General features: G+C 36.7%; 18 protein-coding genes. 8 read left to right on the top strand and 10 right to left on the bottom strand.

Annotation, left to right across the window (positions count from 1 at the left end):
- Nucleotides 1-8 precede the first annotated feature (8 nt).
- The 3 genes from ACLJX0_RS13055 to ACLJX0_RS13045 are packed head-to-tail and all read right to left on the bottom strand — an operon-like array spanning nucleotide 9 to nucleotide 2,726.
- Nucleotides 9-764 (bottom strand): GIN domain-containing protein, encoded by a 756-nt coding sequence (locus ACLJX0_RS13055; protein WP_410881017.1) that lies wholly within the window; start codon nucleotides 762-764, stop codon nucleotides 9-11.
- Between the two features lie 13 nt (nucleotides 765-777).
- Nucleotides 778-1,482: an ABC transporter ATP-binding protein gene (locus tag ACLJX0_RS13050; protein WP_410881016.1), complete on the bottom strand. Its 705-nt coding sequence runs from the start codon at nucleotides 1,480-1,482 to the stop codon at nucleotides 778-780.
- A 2-nt stretch (nucleotides 1,483-1,484) separates the two neighbouring features.
- Nucleotides 1,485-2,726 (bottom strand): efflux RND transporter periplasmic adaptor subunit, encoded by a 1,242-nt coding sequence (locus ACLJX0_RS13045; protein ID WP_410881015.1) that lies wholly within the window; start codon nucleotides 2,724-2,726, stop codon nucleotides 1,485-1,487.
- A 154-nt stretch (nucleotides 2,727-2,880) separates the two neighbouring features.
- On the opposite strand from ACLJX0_RS13045, the gene ACLJX0_RS13040 reads away from it, so the two are divergent.
- On the top strand, nucleotides 2,881-4,230 hold the full coding sequence (locus tag ACLJX0_RS13040) for a sigma-54-dependent transcriptional regulator (protein ID WP_410881014.1): 1,350 nt from the start codon (nucleotides 2,881-2,883) through the stop codon (nucleotides 4,228-4,230).
- A gap of 12 nt (nucleotides 4,231-4,242) precedes the next feature.
- Entirely contained in the window at nucleotides 4,243-5,568 is a 1,326-nt protein-coding gene (locus ACLJX0_RS13035) for a sensor histidine kinase (protein ID WP_410881013.1), read from the top strand.
- A 1-nt stretch (nucleotide 5,569) separates the two neighbouring features.
- On the opposite strand, the gene ACLJX0_RS13030 is transcribed toward ACLJX0_RS13035, so the two are convergent.
- From ACLJX0_RS13030 to ACLJX0_RS13010, 5 genes are all read right to left on the bottom strand, one after another.
- Nucleotides 5,570-5,899 (bottom strand): MGMT family protein, encoded by a 330-nt coding sequence (locus ACLJX0_RS13030; protein WP_410881012.1) that lies wholly within the window; start codon nucleotides 5,897-5,899, stop codon nucleotides 5,570-5,572.
- Entirely contained in the window at nucleotides 5,899-6,522 is a 624-nt protein-coding gene (locus tag ACLJX0_RS13025) for a LysE family translocator (protein WP_410881011.1), read from the bottom strand. The genes ACLJX0_RS13030 and ACLJX0_RS13025 overlap by 1 nt, the downstream gene beginning before the upstream one ends.
- A 3-nt stretch (nucleotides 6,523-6,525) precedes the next feature.
- Complete coding sequence (gene trmB / locus ACLJX0_RS13020) at nucleotides 6,526-7,197, bottom strand: tRNA (guanosine(46)-N7)-methyltransferase TrmB (RefSeq protein WP_410881010.1); 672 nt, start codon at nucleotides 7,195-7,197, stop codon at nucleotides 6,526-6,528.
- Nucleotides 7,198-7,272: 75 nt separating this feature from the next.
- Entirely contained in the window at nucleotides 7,273-8,340 is a 1,068-nt protein-coding gene (locus ACLJX0_RS13015) for a sensor histidine kinase (RefSeq protein ID WP_410881009.1), read from the bottom strand.
- Between the two features lie 4 nt (nucleotides 8,341-8,344).
- Entirely contained in the window at nucleotides 8,345-9,034 is a 690-nt protein-coding gene (locus ACLJX0_RS13010; RefSeq protein ID WP_410881008.1) for a response regulator transcription factor, read from the bottom strand.
- A 185-nt stretch (nucleotides 9,035-9,219) separates the two neighbouring features.
- Between ACLJX0_RS13010 and ACLJX0_RS13005 the strand changes: the two genes are divergently transcribed.
- The 4 genes from ACLJX0_RS13005 (at nucleotide 9,220) to ACLJX0_RS12990 (ending at nucleotide 14,996) form a co-directional block, all read left to right on the top strand.
- Nucleotides 9,220-11,970, top strand: coding sequence for a TonB-dependent receptor domain-containing protein (locus tag ACLJX0_RS13005; protein ID WP_410881007.1), 2,751 nt, complete (start codon nucleotides 9,220-9,222; stop codon nucleotides 11,968-11,970).
- Between the two features lie 314 nt (nucleotides 11,971-12,284).
- On the top strand, nucleotides 12,285-13,430 hold the full coding sequence (locus ACLJX0_RS13000; protein ID WP_410881006.1) for a hypothetical protein: 1,146 nt from the start codon (nucleotides 12,285-12,287) through the stop codon (nucleotides 13,428-13,430).
- A 137-nt stretch (nucleotides 13,431-13,567) separates the two neighbouring features.
- On the top strand, nucleotides 13,568-13,927 hold the full coding sequence (locus ACLJX0_RS12995) for a T9SS type A sorting domain-containing protein (RefSeq protein WP_410881005.1): 360 nt from the start codon (nucleotides 13,568-13,570) through the stop codon (nucleotides 13,925-13,927).
- A gap of 85 nt (nucleotides 13,928-14,012) precedes the next feature.
- The gene (locus ACLJX0_RS12990; protein WP_410881004.1) at nucleotides 14,013-14,996 is read left to right on the top strand and encodes an acyl transferase; all 984 of its coding nucleotides are present in this window, start codon (nucleotides 14,013-14,015) and stop codon (nucleotides 14,994-14,996) included.
- A gap of 40 nt (nucleotides 14,997-15,036) precedes the next feature.
- Here ACLJX0_RS12990 and gldC read toward each other — a convergent pair whose 3' ends face one another.
- Together gldC and gldB are read right to left on the bottom strand one after the other, a co-directional pair.
- Entirely contained in the window at nucleotides 15,037-15,375 is a 339-nt protein-coding gene (gene gldC / locus ACLJX0_RS12985; RefSeq protein WP_410881003.1) for a gliding motility protein GldC, read from the bottom strand.
- Entirely contained in the window at nucleotides 15,375-16,355 is a 981-nt protein-coding gene (gldB, locus tag ACLJX0_RS12980; RefSeq protein WP_410881002.1) for a gliding motility lipoprotein GldB, read from the bottom strand. The genes gldC and gldB overlap by 1 nt, the downstream gene beginning before the upstream one ends.
- Before the next feature lie 74 nt (nucleotides 16,356-16,429).
- On the opposite strand from gldB, the gene nadE reads away from it, so the two are divergent.
- The gene (gene nadE, locus ACLJX0_RS12975) at nucleotides 16,430-17,230 is read left to right on the top strand and encodes an NAD(+) synthase (RefSeq protein ID WP_410881001.1); all 801 of its coding nucleotides are present in this window, start codon (nucleotides 16,430-16,432) and stop codon (nucleotides 17,228-17,230) included.
- 6 nt (nucleotides 17,231-17,236) lie between these two features.
- Nucleotides 17,237-17,698, top strand: a complete 462-nt coding sequence (locus ACLJX0_RS12970; RefSeq protein ID WP_410881000.1) for a hypothetical protein — start codon at nucleotides 17,237-17,239, stop codon at nucleotides 17,696-17,698.
- Nucleotides 17,699-18,053 lie beyond the last annotated feature (355 nt).

The following is an 18,053-nucleotide window of genomic DNA, read 5'->3' as shown; positions in this document are numbered from 1 at the left end:
AAAAGGAATTAATTGGATTTAACAGACCCCATAGAATCCGTATATTTTTTCAATTCTTTAGGGGTATTGTAATAGATGACTTTCCCCATGGAATCCGCATAAGCATTTAAGCTCTCGATGGGGTACACCTCTGCTTTTCCCATCGAATCCGCTTCTACTTTGACAAATTTAGCCTTGAGGCTTTTTCCATCAAACTTCGCTGCGCTATCCACGTTAATCGTTAAATTTTCTGCATCGCCCGTTGCCGTTGCATGAGCCGCACTATCTAAGTTAACCTTGATATTCTTTGCTGTGATATCGCCCTCATATTTAGAAGCTGAATCCAAGCTAATGGTTACACTATTTGCAGTGAAATCCCCTGTTAATGAGGCAGCCGCATCTCCTTTAATTATCACTTGATTCCCTTGCACACGTCCATTTACTTGTACACGTACTGTGGTACTTACATCATACTCTACAATCTTGGATTGCGCAATGAATACTTTAACCCTACTTTTATACACGATTTTACTCCTGTTTTTTTTCGTGCTCATATCAATATAGAGTACACTCCCCAATTGTCGTACTCCAATATTTTCAATATCTTCTTGTACACCTTCTACGCGAACAGTCGTTGACGAGGAAGTAGCATCTACCTGAATTTCAATGGGCATAGAAGCAACCAATTTGGTTACATTTCCCGTAATTGTATGTGTTTGTGTTGCTTGTCCATGCATCAGTAAGCTGAACAACATCAACAGTAAACTCAAGAAAAAACGTATCATACTTTTGGTTTTTTTAAATGGTAAAAACATCTACAATCTTAGTATTGATTTTTTCTGATAAAATCATACCATCCTTCATCAAGATTGTGCGCTCTGAATAAGAGGCATCGTGATGAGCGTGCGTAACCATAATAATAGTTGCTCCTTGTTGGTGCAATTCGGTTAATAGTTCCATTACCTCTGCTCCATTCTTACTATCCAAGTTTCCTGTGGGCTCATCAGCCAAAATAATTTTTGGATTAGTAATCAGTGCGCGCCCTACCGCTACACGTTGTTGTTGTCCTCCTGAAAGTTGCTGCGGATAATGTTTCAAACGGTGCACAATATTCAAGCGCTCCGCGATTTCCATCACGCGCTTTTTGCGTTCACTACTCGGTACTTTATTGTAAATTAGAGGTAATTCGATATTGTCATACACCGTTAGTTCATCAATTAAATTAAAGTTCTGAAAGATGAATCCGATATTTTCTTTTCGAATCAAAGCACGTTGATTCTCAGTCAACCCCACCATTTCTTTTTCCAATAAACGATAACTCCCTGACGAAGCATCATCCAACAATCCTATAATGTTTAACAGGGTCGATTTTCCGCATCCTGAAGGTCCCATTACGGAGATAAATTCTCCCTTTTTAACTTCCAATGAAACTTCATTCAATGCGGTTGTTTCCACTTCTTCGGTTTGAAAAATACGAGACAATTGTTTTATTGCTATCACCATACTTAATCTTTTAACTGTAAATAATTCACTCTTAAATAGTCTTTATAACTTGAAATAATAACGTCTTCTCCTTCTGATAATCCAGAAACAACTTCATAATAGGCTGGATTTTCACGCCCAAGTTCCACGGATCTCCGTTCTGCCTTACCCTCTTTTACCACATATACCCATTCGCCTTTGGTATCTGTAACAAAACTTCCTTTGCCTAGCAATAAGCGTTGCTCCTTACCTGAAAGGAACAACTTGATTCCCATACTATTGCCCTCTTGTAATTTTAATTGCATCTCATTCATAAAGTTCAACTGTACTTCAAATCGCCCATTGATAATTTCTGGTAACACTTTAATCACCTCAACCGATACCAGTTGTCCTTTGATATCCACCTGTCCCTTTTGACCAACGACTATGCGATCCAAATAAAATTCATCGACATTAGCAACTAATTTATATCCTTCCAACACATCGATTTTACCAATACTCTCTCCCCCATTATACGTTTTTCCTAACATAGGATCAAAAGAAGACAACCGACCAGCAATAGGGGCACGTAGTAAAAAATTTTGTTTGTTCTCTTTCAATTTCTCCAAACTGCGCTGAATCACTACTAATGACTGATTAATCTGCCTTACCTGTACTTGATTGGACTGTTTTTCTTTCTCTACACTCTGTTCCATTAATGCTTTTCTCTTCTTTTGATAGGTAAAGCTTTCAACGGTCTGATTCCATTCATTCAAAGATAAAATCTCTTGGTCAAATAATTTCTTATTTAAAGTATATTGTAGCTCCGCATTTTTATACTCGTATTCAATACTAATCAAATCTTTCATTAGTCCGATTTCTTGATTGCGAATCGTCATCAGATTGACGTTTAGATTGTTCATTTGCTCAATCAAAGAAGATTCTTGAGACATATAAGCCAATTCAGAACTAGGATTATGCAACAACACCAAAGGATCTCCTTTTTTAATAGTCGCGCCATTTTCTACAAATATTTCACTCACTGCCCCACCTTCTGTAATATTAATCAACAAGGATTGTAAAGGTTCTACCTTGCCCTGAAAAGAAATATACTCTTCAAAAACGCCTTCCTTTACTGCTACAATTCGAACTTCTTTTTTTGATACATGAAGCACAATATCTTGAAAAAAAGTAAAGTAAGAAGCAAATCCTAGGAGGAGTAGCCCACCAATTATTAGCAAAATTCTCTGTTTTTTTCTATTTTTACGAGGCAGAACTCTGTCCATAGTACTTTCTTTTACAACTATAGCAACAAAACCATGCCATAGGATAAACAAAACATAAAATACTATCAATCAGAAGATTAAATATTAATTAATTTTTAATGTGTTCAATAATGAACACTAGAATGTACGGTTTCAACTCCTACACTCCATCAACATGAGAAAGACAAATGCTACCCTTTTGGTTTTAGACGACAATTCCGAAGTATTAATCGCGGCTAAACTGCTTTTAAAGCGTCATTTTGAATCTGTTTTAACGAATAATAACCCTAAAAAAATCTTCGAAATTCTCCAAGAAACAACCGTAGATGTTATTATTTTAGACATGAATTATCGCGTTGGCTTTGAAGACGGAAAGGAAGGAATTTTTTGGTTCAAAGAGATTCGATCCAAATACCCGCAGATCCAAATTGTACTCATGACCTCCTATGGGAATGTTGAGACGGCTGTTGAAGGAATCAAACTAGGTGCGATTGATTATATTTTAAAACCCTGGGACAATGAACAGCTGATTGATTTAATTAAGAAAGCGGTGCAGCAAAAGCGCAAAAAAGAGCATGAATTCATTCCTACTTCAACACAAGAAAACAGCTACTTTGAGGGAAACTCACCAGCCATACAGCAAACGTATCGCATGGCACAGCGCGTCGCACAGACCGAGGTCAACACCCTATTGCTAGGAGAAAATGGAACCGGAAAATATGTGCTGGCCGAATATATCCATCAACATTCTAGTCGGAAAAACCAGCCCTTTATTCATGTTGATTTGGGATCACTCAATGAAAACCTATTTGAAAGTGAGCTCTTTGGCTACGCAAAAGGGGCTTTTACGGATGCCAAGCAAGATACAGCTGGTCGATTTGAAGCGGCACATGGAGGAACGATTTTTCTAGATGAGATTGGCAATATTCCGTTGCATTTACAGGCAAAGCTATTGCAAGTTATTCAATCCAAGTCCGTTATTCGACTGGGAGAATCTCAACCTCGTCCCGTTGATGTTCGCATCATTACCGCAACCAATGCTGATATAGAAACAGAAGTTGCACAAAAAGAATTTCGCGAAGATCTTTACTACCGCATTAATACGGTTGTATTACAACTTCCTGCTTTACGTGAACGCAAGGAAGATATTCCGGCATTGCTTGATTTTTTTATGACTCAGTATGCCGAAAAATATCAAATTGCACGACCTAACATCCATCCACAAACGCTAGAGTCTCTCTGCAATTATGAGTGGAAAGGAAATATTCGAGAGATGCAAAACCGCGTAGAGCGTGCCTTGATTCTAACCGAAGCAGAGGAACTGCACCTATCCGATTTTGGAATTTCAGCTACTTCAATTAAAGAAGGTTCTTTAGATGACACGACACTTCAAGATGTAGAGCGAACAACCATCATTCGAACCTTAGAAAAATACAAGGGCAATATCAGTCAAACAGCGGATGAATTAGGATTGTCACGTGCGGCTTTGTACCGCAGACTGGAAAAATACAATATTAAAAACTAATACCACGAGCAGATGTCGTTTCACTTGAAAGTTTTTATACGCATTTTAGCGCTTTTAGTGCTAGCCTTGGTTGCTGTGTGGTTGTTTCAACACCATTATAGCTATACGTTTTTTATTTCACTCGTGGTAATCCTGGGGGGACTAATCGAACTCTATACCTACCAACGTAAGTATTACGGCATTATTGATCGTTTGGTCTTAGCCATGATCTACAATGATTTCTCCTTAAAATCCAATAAAAAACAGGCTAATGAAACCTTTCAACACCTTCAGCAACTGTATCAAAAACTACAACTAGAACAGGAACAAAATCAAGTAAAAGAATTAGTTTACCTCAATATCTTAAACAATTTAGAAACAGGTATCATCATTTTTGAACGACAAGAAAATACGTGGAATATTTTCTTGATTAATGACTATTTTTCCCAACTATTTGATATTCCAAAAGTGAAGTCGTGGCAAAATTTATCGCGTTTACTACCCAATTTAACACAGTATTTGGAGCATTTAGAATTTAAAGAATCCAAGACGTCGCTAGACATGCGCATCGAAGGAGAAGAAAAGCAAACCTTCATGCTACAAACCTCGACAACTGTCAGTCAGGGGCAAGAGTTTTACATTGTTTTATTGGATTCAATTCAAAAAGTACTAGATAAGAAAGAAAAAGATACTTGGGAAAATTTAATGAAGGTCATTTCACATGAAATCATGAATTCGTTAACGCCGATTCACTCCTTAGCCCACAACACATTAGAAATTTTAGAAGAAGAAACCATCCTATCAGCGGATGATATGGATGATTTAAAACTCAGTGTACAAACCATTGCAAATAGAACGAATCATTTGCGTCAATTTATTGACAACTATCGAAAACTGACCATGCTACCTAGCCCTTCGAAAACTTGGGTCAACAGTGCAGAAATTTTGGTACAAAGTCTTGCCATACTCAAACCGATTTGTCAGCAATACGCAATCGACGTTCAAACCGTTATTGAAACACACCTTTCCCAATATTGGGATGCCAAACAAATGGAACAAGTTTTTATCAATCTACTTACCAATGCCATTTATGCTGTAAAAAACCAAGATAACAAAACCATTGTACTCCAAGTATACGAACGCAACAATCGCTTGTGGATTGACATTATAGACAATGGAAAAGGCATTCCTGATGAAATAAAGCAAAAGATCTTTATTCCTTTTTACACCACACGTGAAGATGGAGCTGGTATTGGCTTACCTTTATCAAAAAACATCGTAGAAATGCACAACGGTTACCTAACTTTTAATAGAAAAGATGACCTGACCTATTTTAGCCTTAATTTTCCGTTAGCGTAAGTTAGAACTTTACGGGAGGAATCCAGAGTATATCTTTAAAATTTTGAATTTGATTATTTACAACAGTAATCCCTTCGCTTTCCAAGAGCTGCTGCATTAAATTGGTCCCCTCAAAATGGTGTTTACCGCTCAACATGCCCAATCGATTTACTACGCGGTGTGCGGGTACACTGTCATCAAAATGTGAGGCATTCATCGCATATCCAACCATTCGCGCCGAACGAGGTGCTCCAATTGCCTTGGCAATAGCGCCATACGTCGTTACTTTTCCGTAGGGAATTTCGCGCACAACCTCGTAAACCCGTTCAAAAAAATTAGTTGAATCGGACATTATCGCACTAATTTATAAATGGTAATCAAACAGATAATGCCTGTAATTGATCCAATAACATAATTTATGTTGCGCAATAAAAAAGCATTTTCATTAGCTACTTTCCTAAAAACGGAGATATACGCATAAAACATTAATCCCGAACCGAACACTACACCAATAGAAAAAACAACCGTATACATCCATTCAAAAATTGGATAAGCATAAGATGCTAACGTCACACTCAAGAACACGTAATACGGGATAGAAAACACATTAATTAAAGCGAGTAATGCCCCGTAGACATAAGGGTTCTTTAATCGTTTAACCGCTTCATTCTCTTCTTTCTTTTTGCGCTTGGCAAATCCTAAAAAGTAAATGGTCAGTGATCCAAAAATAACCAACCCTATTTCGTGTAAGATTTCGGTGATAAACGGACTTGAGTCGATTAGTTTGGCAAAGAAAATAGCCACATAGGTTTGAATAAAGATAATGGACAATGCTCCTCCGATGTACCATATCGACGCTTTTCTTCCTCTTTCTTGCGCTACTTTAACAGCAGTCATATTGAGTAACCCTGGGAGAGATACCCCGATTACTGCTGCTAAAAAGCCAAAGAATAATAAGGTAAAATAGTAATCCATCCGCTATTTAATTCTGAATTGAATATAAGTAATGGCTTTATTTTGTTCTAAATACTGTGATTCATAAAACGTTTGGATTTCAGTAACTACTGAAGGAGCCCCTTCGTTTTTATAAACATGGTGATTTGCGTAAATCACTTCATGTCCTTCTCCATGTAACAAGCCTAACGTATACCCATGCATAAATTCACTATCTGTTTTTAAATTCACTACTCCGTCTGCAGTAAGAATTTTCTTATAGCGTTGCAAAAATTCGGTATTTGTTAAACGATGCTTGGTGCGTTTATATTTAATCTGTGGATCTGGAAAAGTAATCCAAATCTCACTCACCTCTCCTTGTTCAAAAGCGAATTCGATCAATTCAATCTGCGTACGTAGAAAAGCCACATTGTGCAACCCTTCCTCCACAGCTGTTTTCGCTCCTCTCCAAAAACGAGCCCCTTTGATATCAATACCAATAAAGTTGGTTGTAGGAAAACGACGCGCTAACTCCACGGTATATTCTCCTTTTCCACAGCCTAATTCTAAAACAATAGGATTATTGTTCTTAAATACTTCCGACGCCCATTTACCTTTTTGGGGCAAATTTGCTATCATATCTTCTCTTGATGGTTGGAAAACATTACCAAAAGTTTCGTTTTCTCTAAATCGCTTTAACTTGTTTTTACTTCCCACAGGGTTATTCGTTTAAATTTGATGCAAAATTAAATAAATATAACGAAAGTAAAACCTTTTTATAGGGCATGCAAATTAAGTTGTCTTTTGCGTTTTTTCTTTCACTGCTTTCTCTAAGGTAAAGGAGAATTCTGATCCATAGCCATAGCTACTTTCTACGTAGATATGCTCGTCATGTGCTTCCACAATGTGCTTCACAATCGATAATCCTAATCCTGATCCTCCCACACTACGTGCTCCACTCTTGTCAATGCGATAAAAACGCTCAAATAATCGCGGAATATGTTCTTTGCGAATTCCCAATCCATTGTCCGTTACGCGTACAATCAATTTATTCTTCACTAAGTTTTCAATACTCACTTCTGTTGTTCCCTTTTCCTTTCCATACTTGATAGAATTCTCAATTAAATTGGTAACCACTTGACCGATGCGTTCTTTATCCCCCACCACATAAATCGGCTTTTTATAGCCCATATCAAACAATAGTGATATATTTTTCTTTTTCGCTTTGTATTCCAAAAAGTCAAACGCATGCTGAATCATCTCAACCAAATCAAATTCGACGATATTCAAATGTAAATCACCCGATTCTAGTTTAGAAATCATATCCAAATCCTTCACAATATAAATAAGTCGGTCTACTCCTTGTTCGGCGCGTTCTAAATAACGATCGCGAACCTCCAAATCATCGATAGCTCCATCACTCAAAGTTTCTAAATAACTTTGAATCATGAATAAAGGTGTTTTTAATTCATGGGAAATATTACCCAAAAATTCACGTCTATATTCCTCTCGAACTTGTAAAGATTCAATTTCTATTTTTTTATGAGTAGCAAATCGTTCAATTTCTTCCGTTAGTGTTTTCATATCCGTTGTTACCGCATTCGCACGAAGATCTGTGTGCTCTAAAAGGGAAACTTTATCGTAAATCTTTTTGATTCGGCGGTAAATAAAGTGCTCTACCCGATACTGAATCACGAAAAAAGAAGCAAAATAAACCAAAAGAGTATGAATGCCTACTAGTATCCAAGGTTTTTGTTGAACCAAAAACACAAAAGGCAAGCTAATAACAAGAGAACATATTGCTATTAATAACGCTGATTTGACAGCAAATTTATACGATCTTTTAAAGCGTGTTGACATGAAACTACATATCTAATTTATATCCTACCCCTTTAATTGTCTTAAAGCAGTCATCTCCAACTTTTTCTCTTAATTTTCGAATATGTACATCAATGGTTCGTCCACCAACAACTACCTCATTCCCCCAAACGCGATCTAAGATTTCTTCTCGCGTAAAGACTTTTCCAGGTTTTGAAGCTAATAAATACAATAATTCAAATTCTTTTCGAGGCAGAGACAATTCTACCCCATCAATTAGAATTTTATACTCATCGCGGTTGATTTCAATATTACCAATCTGAATAATATCACTGTTTTCTGTGTCTTCAACATTTTTCAATCGACGCAACAAGGCTTTAACTTTGCTCATCAACACCTTTGGTTTGACTGGTTTGGTAATATAATCATCCGCTCCGGCATCAAACCCCGCTACTTGTGAATAATCTTCGCCTCTCGCCGTTAAAAAAGTAATCATCACCTGCTGCAAACTATCAATTTTTCGAATATGTTCACAAGCTTCCATACCGTCCATCTCAGGCATCATAACATCTAGGATAATCAGATGAGGAAGCTCTTTTTTTGCCTTTTCAATAGCTTCTTTTCCGTTCCTTGCTGTACTAACCTGATAGCCTTCTTTTTCTAAATTATAACTGATGATTTCAATGATATCTTGTTCATCATCAACTAACAAGACTTTAATGTCTGAATTTTTCATTCTTTATCTGTGTGTGTTATAAATCGGTTCAAAGATAAAGATAATACATAACGAGAAGTAAAGTTTACAATTATTTAATGTGGTAACGATTTAATAACGTTTAGTGCAAAATGTGTTAAAACGGCGATAACACACAGAACATATTTACGCTTGTTCTTTGCACTAGCTTAAATAAAATAAGAATTATGAAATCAAAGTTATTATTCGCCCTATTATTTATTAGCCAAGTACTTGGGGCATCTAATGGAACGATTAAAGGAATTTTACAAGATTCAGCAACCAAAGAACCCTTAGCCTTTGCTTCTGTCAGTGTAAAAGGAACAACACAAGGGGTTAATACCGATCTAGATGGTTTCTTTACTATAGAAGTCCCTGAAGGAAAGCAAATCTTAACTTTCAACTATGTAGGTTATACTTCAACGGATAAAGCGATTGTAGTCAAAGCCAATGAAACAATTGAATTGACCATTGACTTGCTTTCAGAAAGTGTACAGCTTGAAGGAGTAGTCGTACAGGCCACACGATCAAAATCCAGAGAAGCTACGTTACTAATTGAACAACAGCGTTCCGTGGAGATGAAACAGCACATTGGTTCACAAGAACTTTCTAGAAAAGGAGTAAGCGATGTAGCTAGCGCGGTGGCCAAAACCACTGGAGTAGCCAAACAAGAGGGATCGGGAACGATTTTCGTTCGCGGGTTAGGTGATCGTTACAACAGCACCTCGTTAAATGGATTGCCATTAGCATCCAATGACCCAGAGAAGAAAAACATTGATTTAAATATTTTCTCTACTGATATCGTCGAATACATCGCCATTGATAAAACTTATTTTGCTCGAAACTATGGAGATTTCGCTGGTGGAAATATCGACATTATGTCTAAGAACCACAGTGGAGCAGCATTTATCGAAGTTGGAGTTAGTACCAATATGAATACAAATGCCGTAAAACAGGATAATTTCAAAACCTTATCCGATCGCAGTTTCTTTGGTTTTTCAGATACTAACATACCTGGAAACGCTTTAAATGGATATAACTTTAAAAACTCAACCCAAACCGATACCCGCAGTCCTTGGGGAGCTGGATTAAATATCAACACAGGAAAATCATTTTTCTTTGGTAGTGAATCAGCTTTACACTTATTTGCAACAGCTTCTTTTGGAAACAACTTCAAACAAAAAGAAGGGATTACAAGAACCGCTCAAGCGCAAAACTCATTCACCAAAGATTTAAATCTAAATGCGTTTGAATACAGCACCAATACAACAGGAATGTTGAATGCAAAATTTGATATCAACGATTCAAACTCCATCAAATACAACTTCTTATTTGTAAACGATTCAAAAGAAAAAAATGAAGATTACCAAGGGTATGTAAGAGATATTACTTTAGATAATTCGGACCATACCTACATCAATAGACAAACCTATCGCCAAGATCAATTGATGGTAAACCAATTGTTGGGAAATCACAAAATAACCGATCAATGGGAGGTAAACTGGGGAGCAGCCTTCAACAATATCTCTGCTCAAACCCCCGATAGACAACAATATACTTTAAACAAGCTAAAAGATCAAGATAGCTACCAATTTTCAATTAATTCAAGATCAGATAACAACCGTTACTTTGAAGATTTAAAAGAAAATGAAATAGCTGCAAACCTTGCTGCTGATTACAAATTTGGGAAAAACGAAGAAAATCTATACGATGGTAAACTAACAGTAGGATATAACTTCAGAAAAAAGGACAGAGAATTTAAAGCAACACAGTTTGTTTTCCAAATTAACAGAGAGCACAACAACAATATCAATCCAGATGCATTAGATCAATTCTTCAACCAAGCTAATTTTGCTAATGGATATTTTGACATCTATACCTTTAGAGGAGGTGCCGCAACACCGAATGCTTTACGCCCCCAAACCTATGATGGAAAATTAAATATTCACGCTGGTTTCGTTAACGTAGAATACCGCTTGACATCAAAATTATCTGGATCCTTAGGCGCTCGTTTTGAAACGATTTCTCAAGATGTAACGTGGCAAACCCAATTAGATGCCGAAGAAACAAGTAACAAGTTTACCAAAAATGCTTTCTTACCAAGCTTATCCTTAAAATATGAAGTGAATGACAACAATAACTTGCGATTCGCCTTATCCAAAACCTATACCTTACCTCAATTCAAAGAAAGAGCGCGTTTTATCTACGAAGATGTAACCGAAATTAAAGTGGGTAACCCCGACTTATATGCATCCGATGATTATAATGCTGACTTAAAATGGGAATATTTTCCTAAGAATGACGAAGTACTATCGGCTACCGTTTTTGGAAAATATATTAAAAATCCAATCAACGAAATTGTATCGGCTTCTTCTTCCAATGATATTACGTATGCCAATACAGGAGATTATGGGTATGCAGCAGGATTGGAAATCGAAGTACGAAAAAACTTGTTCAGCTTTGATGATGAATTAACGCATAAAATTACGGGAGGATTAAATGCATCATTTATGAAAACCTACCAAAAATTAGATAACGAAAAGGTAAACCATGAAAACAAGTACTTAAGTACTTCCTTCACGCATGATAATTCAAGTTTTACAGGTGCATCTGATTTATTGTTAAATGCGGATATCTCGTATATTAAAGAATGGGCAAATGACCAAAAATTAATGGCAACGCTTTCTTACGCTCACTTTTCAGACAAACTTTATTCCTTAGGAACGGAACAAAGTGGAAACTTAGTAGACAAAGCTTTCGGATTCTTAGATTTCACATTTAAATATGATTTCACGAAAAACTTTGGCATGAGTTTTAATGCTCGAAACTTATTGGATCCAGCCATCGAAAGAAAACAAGAAAACCTAACACAAGATGTTTTAGTACAATCGTACAAATTGGGCCAAAACTTTAGTTTAGGATTTAAATATACTTTCTAACTAAGAATACCTCCTGTTTACAAAAAGTCTGCCTCATCCGCAGACTTTTTTGTTTTTCTGCCTTTTTGCTTTTTGTCCATCTAGTCAATGAATATATCCTTTGTAGCGGAAGAAATAATTCCGATAGATGCATCTAAACAAACCGCACGAAGAACAAACCGCGTAACTAACAAAAGCTGAAAGCCAAAAAACACATAACAATTCAATAATATTTCTCCCTATGAACATAACAATTCAATGATAAAGTGCTAACCATCAGTTCATCTTTGTCAACCATCTTTGTATCAGTTAAAATAAAATAACACAATTACTTTATGAAAAGATTATTCAAATCAGCATTATCAATTGCATTAGTATCAGCTTTAGTTGTAAGCTGTGGATCAGACGACAATTCAAACGACAACGGTGGAGGACCAAACCCAGAACCAACAGCAAACATTGGACAAACATTAAAAAAAGGACAAACGCTGACGTTAGAGAAAAATAAAAAATATAACTTATCTTCTAAATTAATTGTAGAAGATGGCGCTATCTTAAACATTGAAGAAGGGGTTGAAATTATCGGTACAGGCGGAACATCTTCTTACATCGCTGTAGCACAAGGCGGACAGATTTTTGTAAAGGGAACGAATACAAATCCTGTAGTGATGACCGCTCTAGAGAAAAAGAGAGGAAGCTGGGGAGGCTTAGTTGTATGTGGTAAAGCTCCAATCAACAAAGCAAAAACAGCAACAGCAGAGGTTTCTGATTTGACCTATGGTGGTGAGATTAGCAATGACAATTCAGGATCTATCCGTTACTTGAGAATTGAGTACGCAGGAGCGAACTTCAACAGCGAAAAAGAATTTAACGGATTATCGTTATTCGGTGTAGGTAGTGGAACGAAAATCGAATATGTACAAGCGCATGAAGGATCAGATGATGGATTCGAGTGGTTTGGTGGAACAGTAAGTGCACAGTACTTAGTTTCTACACATAACGATGACGATCAATTTGACTGGACAGAAGGATGGAATGGACAAGAGAATAAATTTTGGTATTCGAAACAAAGTGGAACTGCAGATAAAGGTTTTGAAGCTGATAACAATGCTAAAACAAGAACAGCAGAGCCGTATTCAAACCCAACCATTGATGGTGTTACGTTAATCGCAGCTGTAAAAGGAGAAGGAACAGCGATGAAACTACGTGAAGGAACAAAAGGAAAAATGAATAACGTCGTATTAAGCGGGTGGAAAACAGCCTTTGACGTAGAACATGATGAGACTATTGCTAACGTTGCAAACGGTTCATTGTTGGTAAACAATGTTAAACTAATCAACGTTACTGAAAAAGCAAAAGGTAAAAATACAGCAGGTGAATCAGTAGATGTAAACCGTGTATTTGTAGAAGGAGAAAACCAAGGAGCTGGAAATAGTGAAAATGCTCCTGAATGGACAAAAGGTTGGACTGTAGGACTATAAGAATTTAATTTTTTACAGCTATAGTTCACAATAAGTCATTAATTTATGTTAACAAAAAATATTTGCCCTAAAAAAGCAAATATTTTTTTTATCATTTAAGAAATAATCCTTACTTTTATAGTATTAAATTCATTTGAATGACCAAAAATTACTTTTATAACTATCTTTTCATCGGATTTTTTGCCCTTACCACGAGTCTGAGTGTCGCTCAAACCAGTACTGTGGTGACTTCTCCGACTAAAGCTACAGTTGTCAAAACAATTGAAGGCCTATCCATTTATCCTAATCCAGTTCAGACGAACGGTAAAATTACGATAGAAACGAAAACAAATGAAACCAAAGAAGTTGAAATCTACAATGTAATGGGAAAGAAAATCCTAGCTACTCAACTTAATACGAAAGAATTAATACTACCCAGTACAATAACGGCAGGAATTTACATTATTAAAATCAAAGAGAACAATGCCTCGGCTACTCGAAAACTAATTGTAAAATAATCCATACCAATATCCTATAAAACGAAAGCATCATTTCTACTTTGATGCTTTTTTTTATTGTATTTTTGTATCAAATAATTGAATTGTGTTTACACCCGAAGATATCATTAGCATACAGACCCGAAAAGAGTTTCATAAAATCGCGATGAAAGTGTATCGCTATCAATATGAACATAACTTGGTGTATCGTGAGTTTTGTGATCTCATTCAAAAAACACCAACGGAAGTTCGAAGCTTAGATCAGGTACCCTTTTTACCTATTGAATTTTTCAAAAGTAAAAATATTCTAAGTAGTACAGCTGAGATTCAAACCACCTTTACCAGCAGTGGTACAACGGGAAGCATCACAAGCAAGCATCATGTCACAGATTTAAACTATTACGAAGAAAGTTTCAGAAAAGGGTTTACCTACTTCTATGGTCCAATTGAAGAATACGTCGTTTTAGCTCTATTGCCTTCGTATTTAGAACGAGAAGGTTCTTCTTTGATCTATATGGCAGATGATTTTATCCAGCAATCCAACCACCCTGAAAGTGGTTTCTACTTACATAATTATGAGGAACTCATCGCAAAGCTAGAACGTTTAGATCGCGAAGGAAAAAACGTGCTACTCTTAGGAGTTACCTATGCACTACTCGACATTATTGAGCAACACCAATTTACACTCAAAAACACCATTATCATGGAAACAGGTGGAATGAAAGGCAAGCGAAAAGAAATGATTCGAGAGGAACTACATCACATTCTTTGTCAAGGATTTGGAGTGCATAAAATTCATTCGGAATACGGAATGACAGAACTTCTTTCGCAAGGCTATTCTCTTGGGGATGGAATTTTTCAATGCCCTCCGTGGATGGATATTGTTATCCGAGATCCTGAAGATCCATTTACACGTATCGAAACCTTCGGAAAAACAGGGGGCGTTAACGTGATTGATCTAGCCAATATCAATTCGTGTTCGTTTATTGCCACTCAAGACTTAGGAAAAAAATACGAAGATGGTAGTTTTGAAATACTAGGTCGCTTCGACCATTCTGATATTAGAGGTTGTAACCTCATGGTATTATAAAATATAAAGGGCAATTTCACTATAAAATTGCCCTTTGCTATTACTTCTCAATCAAATCTGTTTTCTCAGCAAAATAGTCGCAGAAATCGCGCATTGTTGCCGCCATTTTCTCATCTTCTGTTGCTCTTTCATAGGTATCAGCCATCGCTACTAACGTTTGATGAAAGAATTTTTTCATTTCATCCACTGGCATATCTTTCGTCCAAAGATCAATACGCAGCGTTTCTTGTACCTTATCATCCCAAATAGACAATAACATTGCTTTTGATTTAGCTCGATCTACTCCACCATCCTTCGCCGTCCAGCTTAATTTTTCTGGAACGCGATTCTCATCTAATTCTACTCTAATATTAATATCAGAAATGTGATTTTTACTCATTACTTCTTCGGTTTATACTTTGATTTTTCAAAAATATCTTTTGCAGGCGTTGCAAAAAGTTCCTGCAAAGTTACATTATTATTTTCCATATAAGAACGAACAATTTGCCACCCCATCCAAACGCCTACTCGTCCAGGCGAATCACCATCAATATCCAAGTAAAACTTGCTAAACGGCGCTGGATCAATAAAACGAGTGGTCAACTTTCCATCCGTATCAAAAAACAGTTGATTATCGACAAAATAACGCCATACCTGAGACTCATTTGCTTTACACCAGTCTAATTGCTCCTTGGTGTACGTGATTAACGATTCTTCAGGCACTTTAGGCAATAACAACTCTTTCGCATACATTAACTTCCCTTGTTGAATCATCACCCCTAAAAAGGTTCGATCCGCCGTCTTAGGCAATTTCTGAATCACAAAACTTTCCGCCATATCGGGCAAAATTTGAGAAGATTCAAAGGTTGTTAGCGTATAGGCAGGGAATCCTTTGTAAAAATGATGGTCTTTTCCCAAATAGGTGTCCAAACTAATCAGCGCAAGGGTATCCGCATAAATGGCTTTTGCCGCTACATCTACTTCTGAAATTACTGTTATTACTTTTTTGTGATCCGATTCCTCCGGATAATAATACTTCATCGCTTGAAACAAATGCTTTAAATCCGCAGGCAATGTTTCTAAATCCTGATATTGCTTTGTTACTTCCTCGTAAAGTTCGGCAAAAAGAGTATCGTGTTTCTTTTCTAACCAAGCCTCATTTGAAACACCTGACGGGAATAAATAGGAATATTTCTTTTTCAAACCAAGAAAATCCTCATCCTTTCCGGTATAAAATTCTTGATCAAATCGAAAAACCGTAACATCCATGGGGATTTGTTCCACCTCTTTATCTACTTTCGTCTTTGAATCACCACAACTCCAAACAAAAAAACTAAAAACCACCAATAAGGGTAGAGATATTTTACTAATTTTGAACATAGTATTCTTACATTATTATCTGATAGCTACAAATATAAAAAGAAGAACTACATATCACTCACAAATTTTCTAGGATGAATCAAAACTTTCAAACCGAAGCAGTAACCAACTATATCGTCGAATGGCTTAAACGTTATGCACAAGAAAGCGGCATAAAAGGATTTGCTATTGGAATTTCTGGTGGTATTGATTCAGCAGTCACTTCTACCTTATGCGCTTTAACAGGCCTACCTTTACTTTGTGTGGAAATGCCTATTCATCAACCAGCTTCACAAGTAAGCAGAGCCAAAGAACACCTTGATTTTTTAATGCAAAATTTTGATCAAGTTCATATTGCTACATCGGACCTAACCTCGACCTTTGAGCTATTCAAGCAACAATTGCCAACTATAGAAAACGAAGCACTGTTAAACTTAACCTTAGCTAATACAAGAGCTAGATTACGCATGACAACCCTGTATTATTATGCGGGAATTCACGGTTACTTAGTGGCTGGTACTGGTAACAAAATTGAAGATTTTGGTGTAGGCTTTTTTACCAAATATGGAGATGGAGGCGTTGATATTAGTCCTATTGCTGATTTATTAAAATCGCAAGTCCGTTTACTTGGTGAATACCTGAACGTTCCCCAAAGTATTCTCCAAGCCAAACCTACGGATGGATTGTTTGGAGATGATCGCTCGGATGAAGATCAACTAGGAGCCAATTACGATGAACTCGAACAAGCCATGTTAGCTGTAGAGCAAGGAAAAACACTAGATGATTTCGAAGGACGAGAAAAAGAAGTTTTCGCTATTTATACACGACTCAACCGAATCAACCAACACAAAATTAACCCCATACCTGTTTGTACAATCCCCAACCATTTAAAATAAAAAGCTATGATAAAAAGATATTGTTTACTCTTAGGTGCAACGCTCTGCCTTGCAGGTTGTACCATTAGTGATGACTATTATGATCGAGATGTCTTTATCAGAACCGAAGGACTGGAGCTCTTTGGATGTTATAATACGAAAGACAATTTATATGTCCCTACACTTCAAGGCAATGAATTTACAATCATCACAAATACCCGAGACTACAGAAACTTAGTACAAGGATGTAATGCTGCGGTTGACTTTAGACAGTTTGACCTTATAATCGGTCAATATTGGGTACAATCCAATACGGAAGATATCAAATACGTCTACAAAAAAAATCGATACAATGAATATACACTATTTGTAGAGTTTCTCCAAAATCGAGGAGGTAGAGCTAGATTTGTTACTTACCATGCTTTAGTACCTAAACTACATCCTAGGGACCCTGTATTTGTAGAAACAATTGAAACCTACGCTTGGTAATATGAAATAAAAAAACGTCGTTTAAATCGGTTTTAAACGACGTTTTTTTTATTATTGTTCGTTGTTTGGCTTTCGGCTTTTGTACTTCGTTCGGTTTGTTGTTTGTGAGGATTGGGTTAGATTAGGTGAGGATTGGGTGAGGTTAGGTGAGATTGGGTGAGGTTAGGTTAGGAGAACACTCATCTCCCATTTCCCTTCTCTAGCGTAAACCGTTCACTGTAAACTGTAAACTGTAAACAAAAAAAGCCTGACTACTTGCGTAATCAGGCTTTTAAAAGAAGGGCGACGACATACTCTCCCACCATGTGGCAGTACCATCTGCGCTAGCGGGCTTAACTTCTCTGTTCGAAATGGG

The organism is Myroides sp. DW712 (assembly GCF_046557355.1).
GTDB lineage: Bacteria > Bacteroidota > Bacteroidia > Flavobacteriales > Flavobacteriaceae > Flavobacterium.
The sequence above is the reverse complement of the archived record's forward strand: the minus strand, read 5'-3'. Positions and strand labels throughout refer to the sequence as shown.

Excerpts from the sequence above, each read along its gene's own strand:
- ACLJX0_RS13015 (WP_410881009.1), bottom strand. The coding sequence starts at position 8,340 with ATGTCAACACGCTTTAAAAGATCGTATAAATTTGCTGTCAAATCAGCG.
- ACLJX0_RS13045 (WP_410881015.1), bottom strand. The coding sequence starts at position 2,726 with ATGGACAGAGTTCTGCCTCGTAAAAATAGAAAAAAACAGAGAATTTTG.
- ACLJX0_RS13010 (WP_410881008.1), bottom strand. The coding sequence starts at position 9,034 with ATGAAAAATTCAGACATTAAAGTCTTGTTAGTTGATGATGAACAAGAT.
- ACLJX0_RS13040 (WP_410881014.1), top strand. The coding sequence starts at position 2,881 with ATGAGAAAGACAAATGCTACCCTTTTGGTTTTAGACGACAATTCCGAA.
- gldB (WP_410881002.1), bottom strand. The coding sequence starts at position 16,355 with ATGTTCAAAATTAGTAAAATATCTCTACCCTTATTGGTGGTTTTTAGT.
- ACLJX0_RS13035 (WP_410881013.1), top strand. The coding sequence starts at position 4,243 with ATGTCGTTTCACTTGAAAGTTTTTATACGCATTTTAGCGCTTTTAGTG.
- ACLJX0_RS13000 (WP_410881006.1), top strand. The coding sequence starts at position 12,285 with ATGAAAAGATTATTCAAATCAGCATTATCAATTGCATTAGTATCAGCT.
- ACLJX0_RS12995 (WP_410881005.1), top strand. The coding sequence starts at position 13,568 with ATGACCAAAAATTACTTTTATAACTATCTTTTCATCGGATTTTTTGCC.
- ACLJX0_RS13025 (WP_410881011.1), bottom strand. The coding sequence starts at position 6,522 with ATGGATTACTATTTTACCTTATTATTCTTTGGCTTTTTAGCAGCAGTA.
- ACLJX0_RS12970 (WP_410881000.1), top strand. The coding sequence starts at position 17,237 with ATGATAAAAAGATATTGTTTACTCTTAGGTGCAACGCTCTGCCTTGCA.
- ACLJX0_RS13030 (WP_410881012.1), bottom strand. The coding sequence starts at position 5,899 with ATGTCCGATTCAACTAATTTTTTTGAACGGGTTTACGAGGTTGTGCGC.
- ACLJX0_RS13050 (WP_410881016.1), bottom strand. The coding sequence starts at position 1,482 with ATGGTGATAGCAATAAAACAATTGTCTCGTATTTTTCAAACCGAAGAA.
- nadE (WP_410881001.1), top strand. The coding sequence starts at position 16,430 with ATGAATCAAAACTTTCAAACCGAAGCAGTAACCAACTATATCGTCGAA.
- gldC (WP_410881003.1), bottom strand. The coding sequence starts at position 15,375 with ATGAGTAAAAATCACATTTCTGATATTAATATTAGAGTAGAATTAGAT.
- ACLJX0_RS13005 (WP_410881007.1), top strand. The coding sequence starts at position 9,220 with ATGAAATCAAAGTTATTATTCGCCCTATTATTTATTAGCCAAGTACTT.
- ACLJX0_RS13055 (WP_410881017.1), bottom strand. The coding sequence starts at position 764 with ATGATACGTTTTTTCTTGAGTTTACTGTTGATGTTGTTCAGCTTACTG.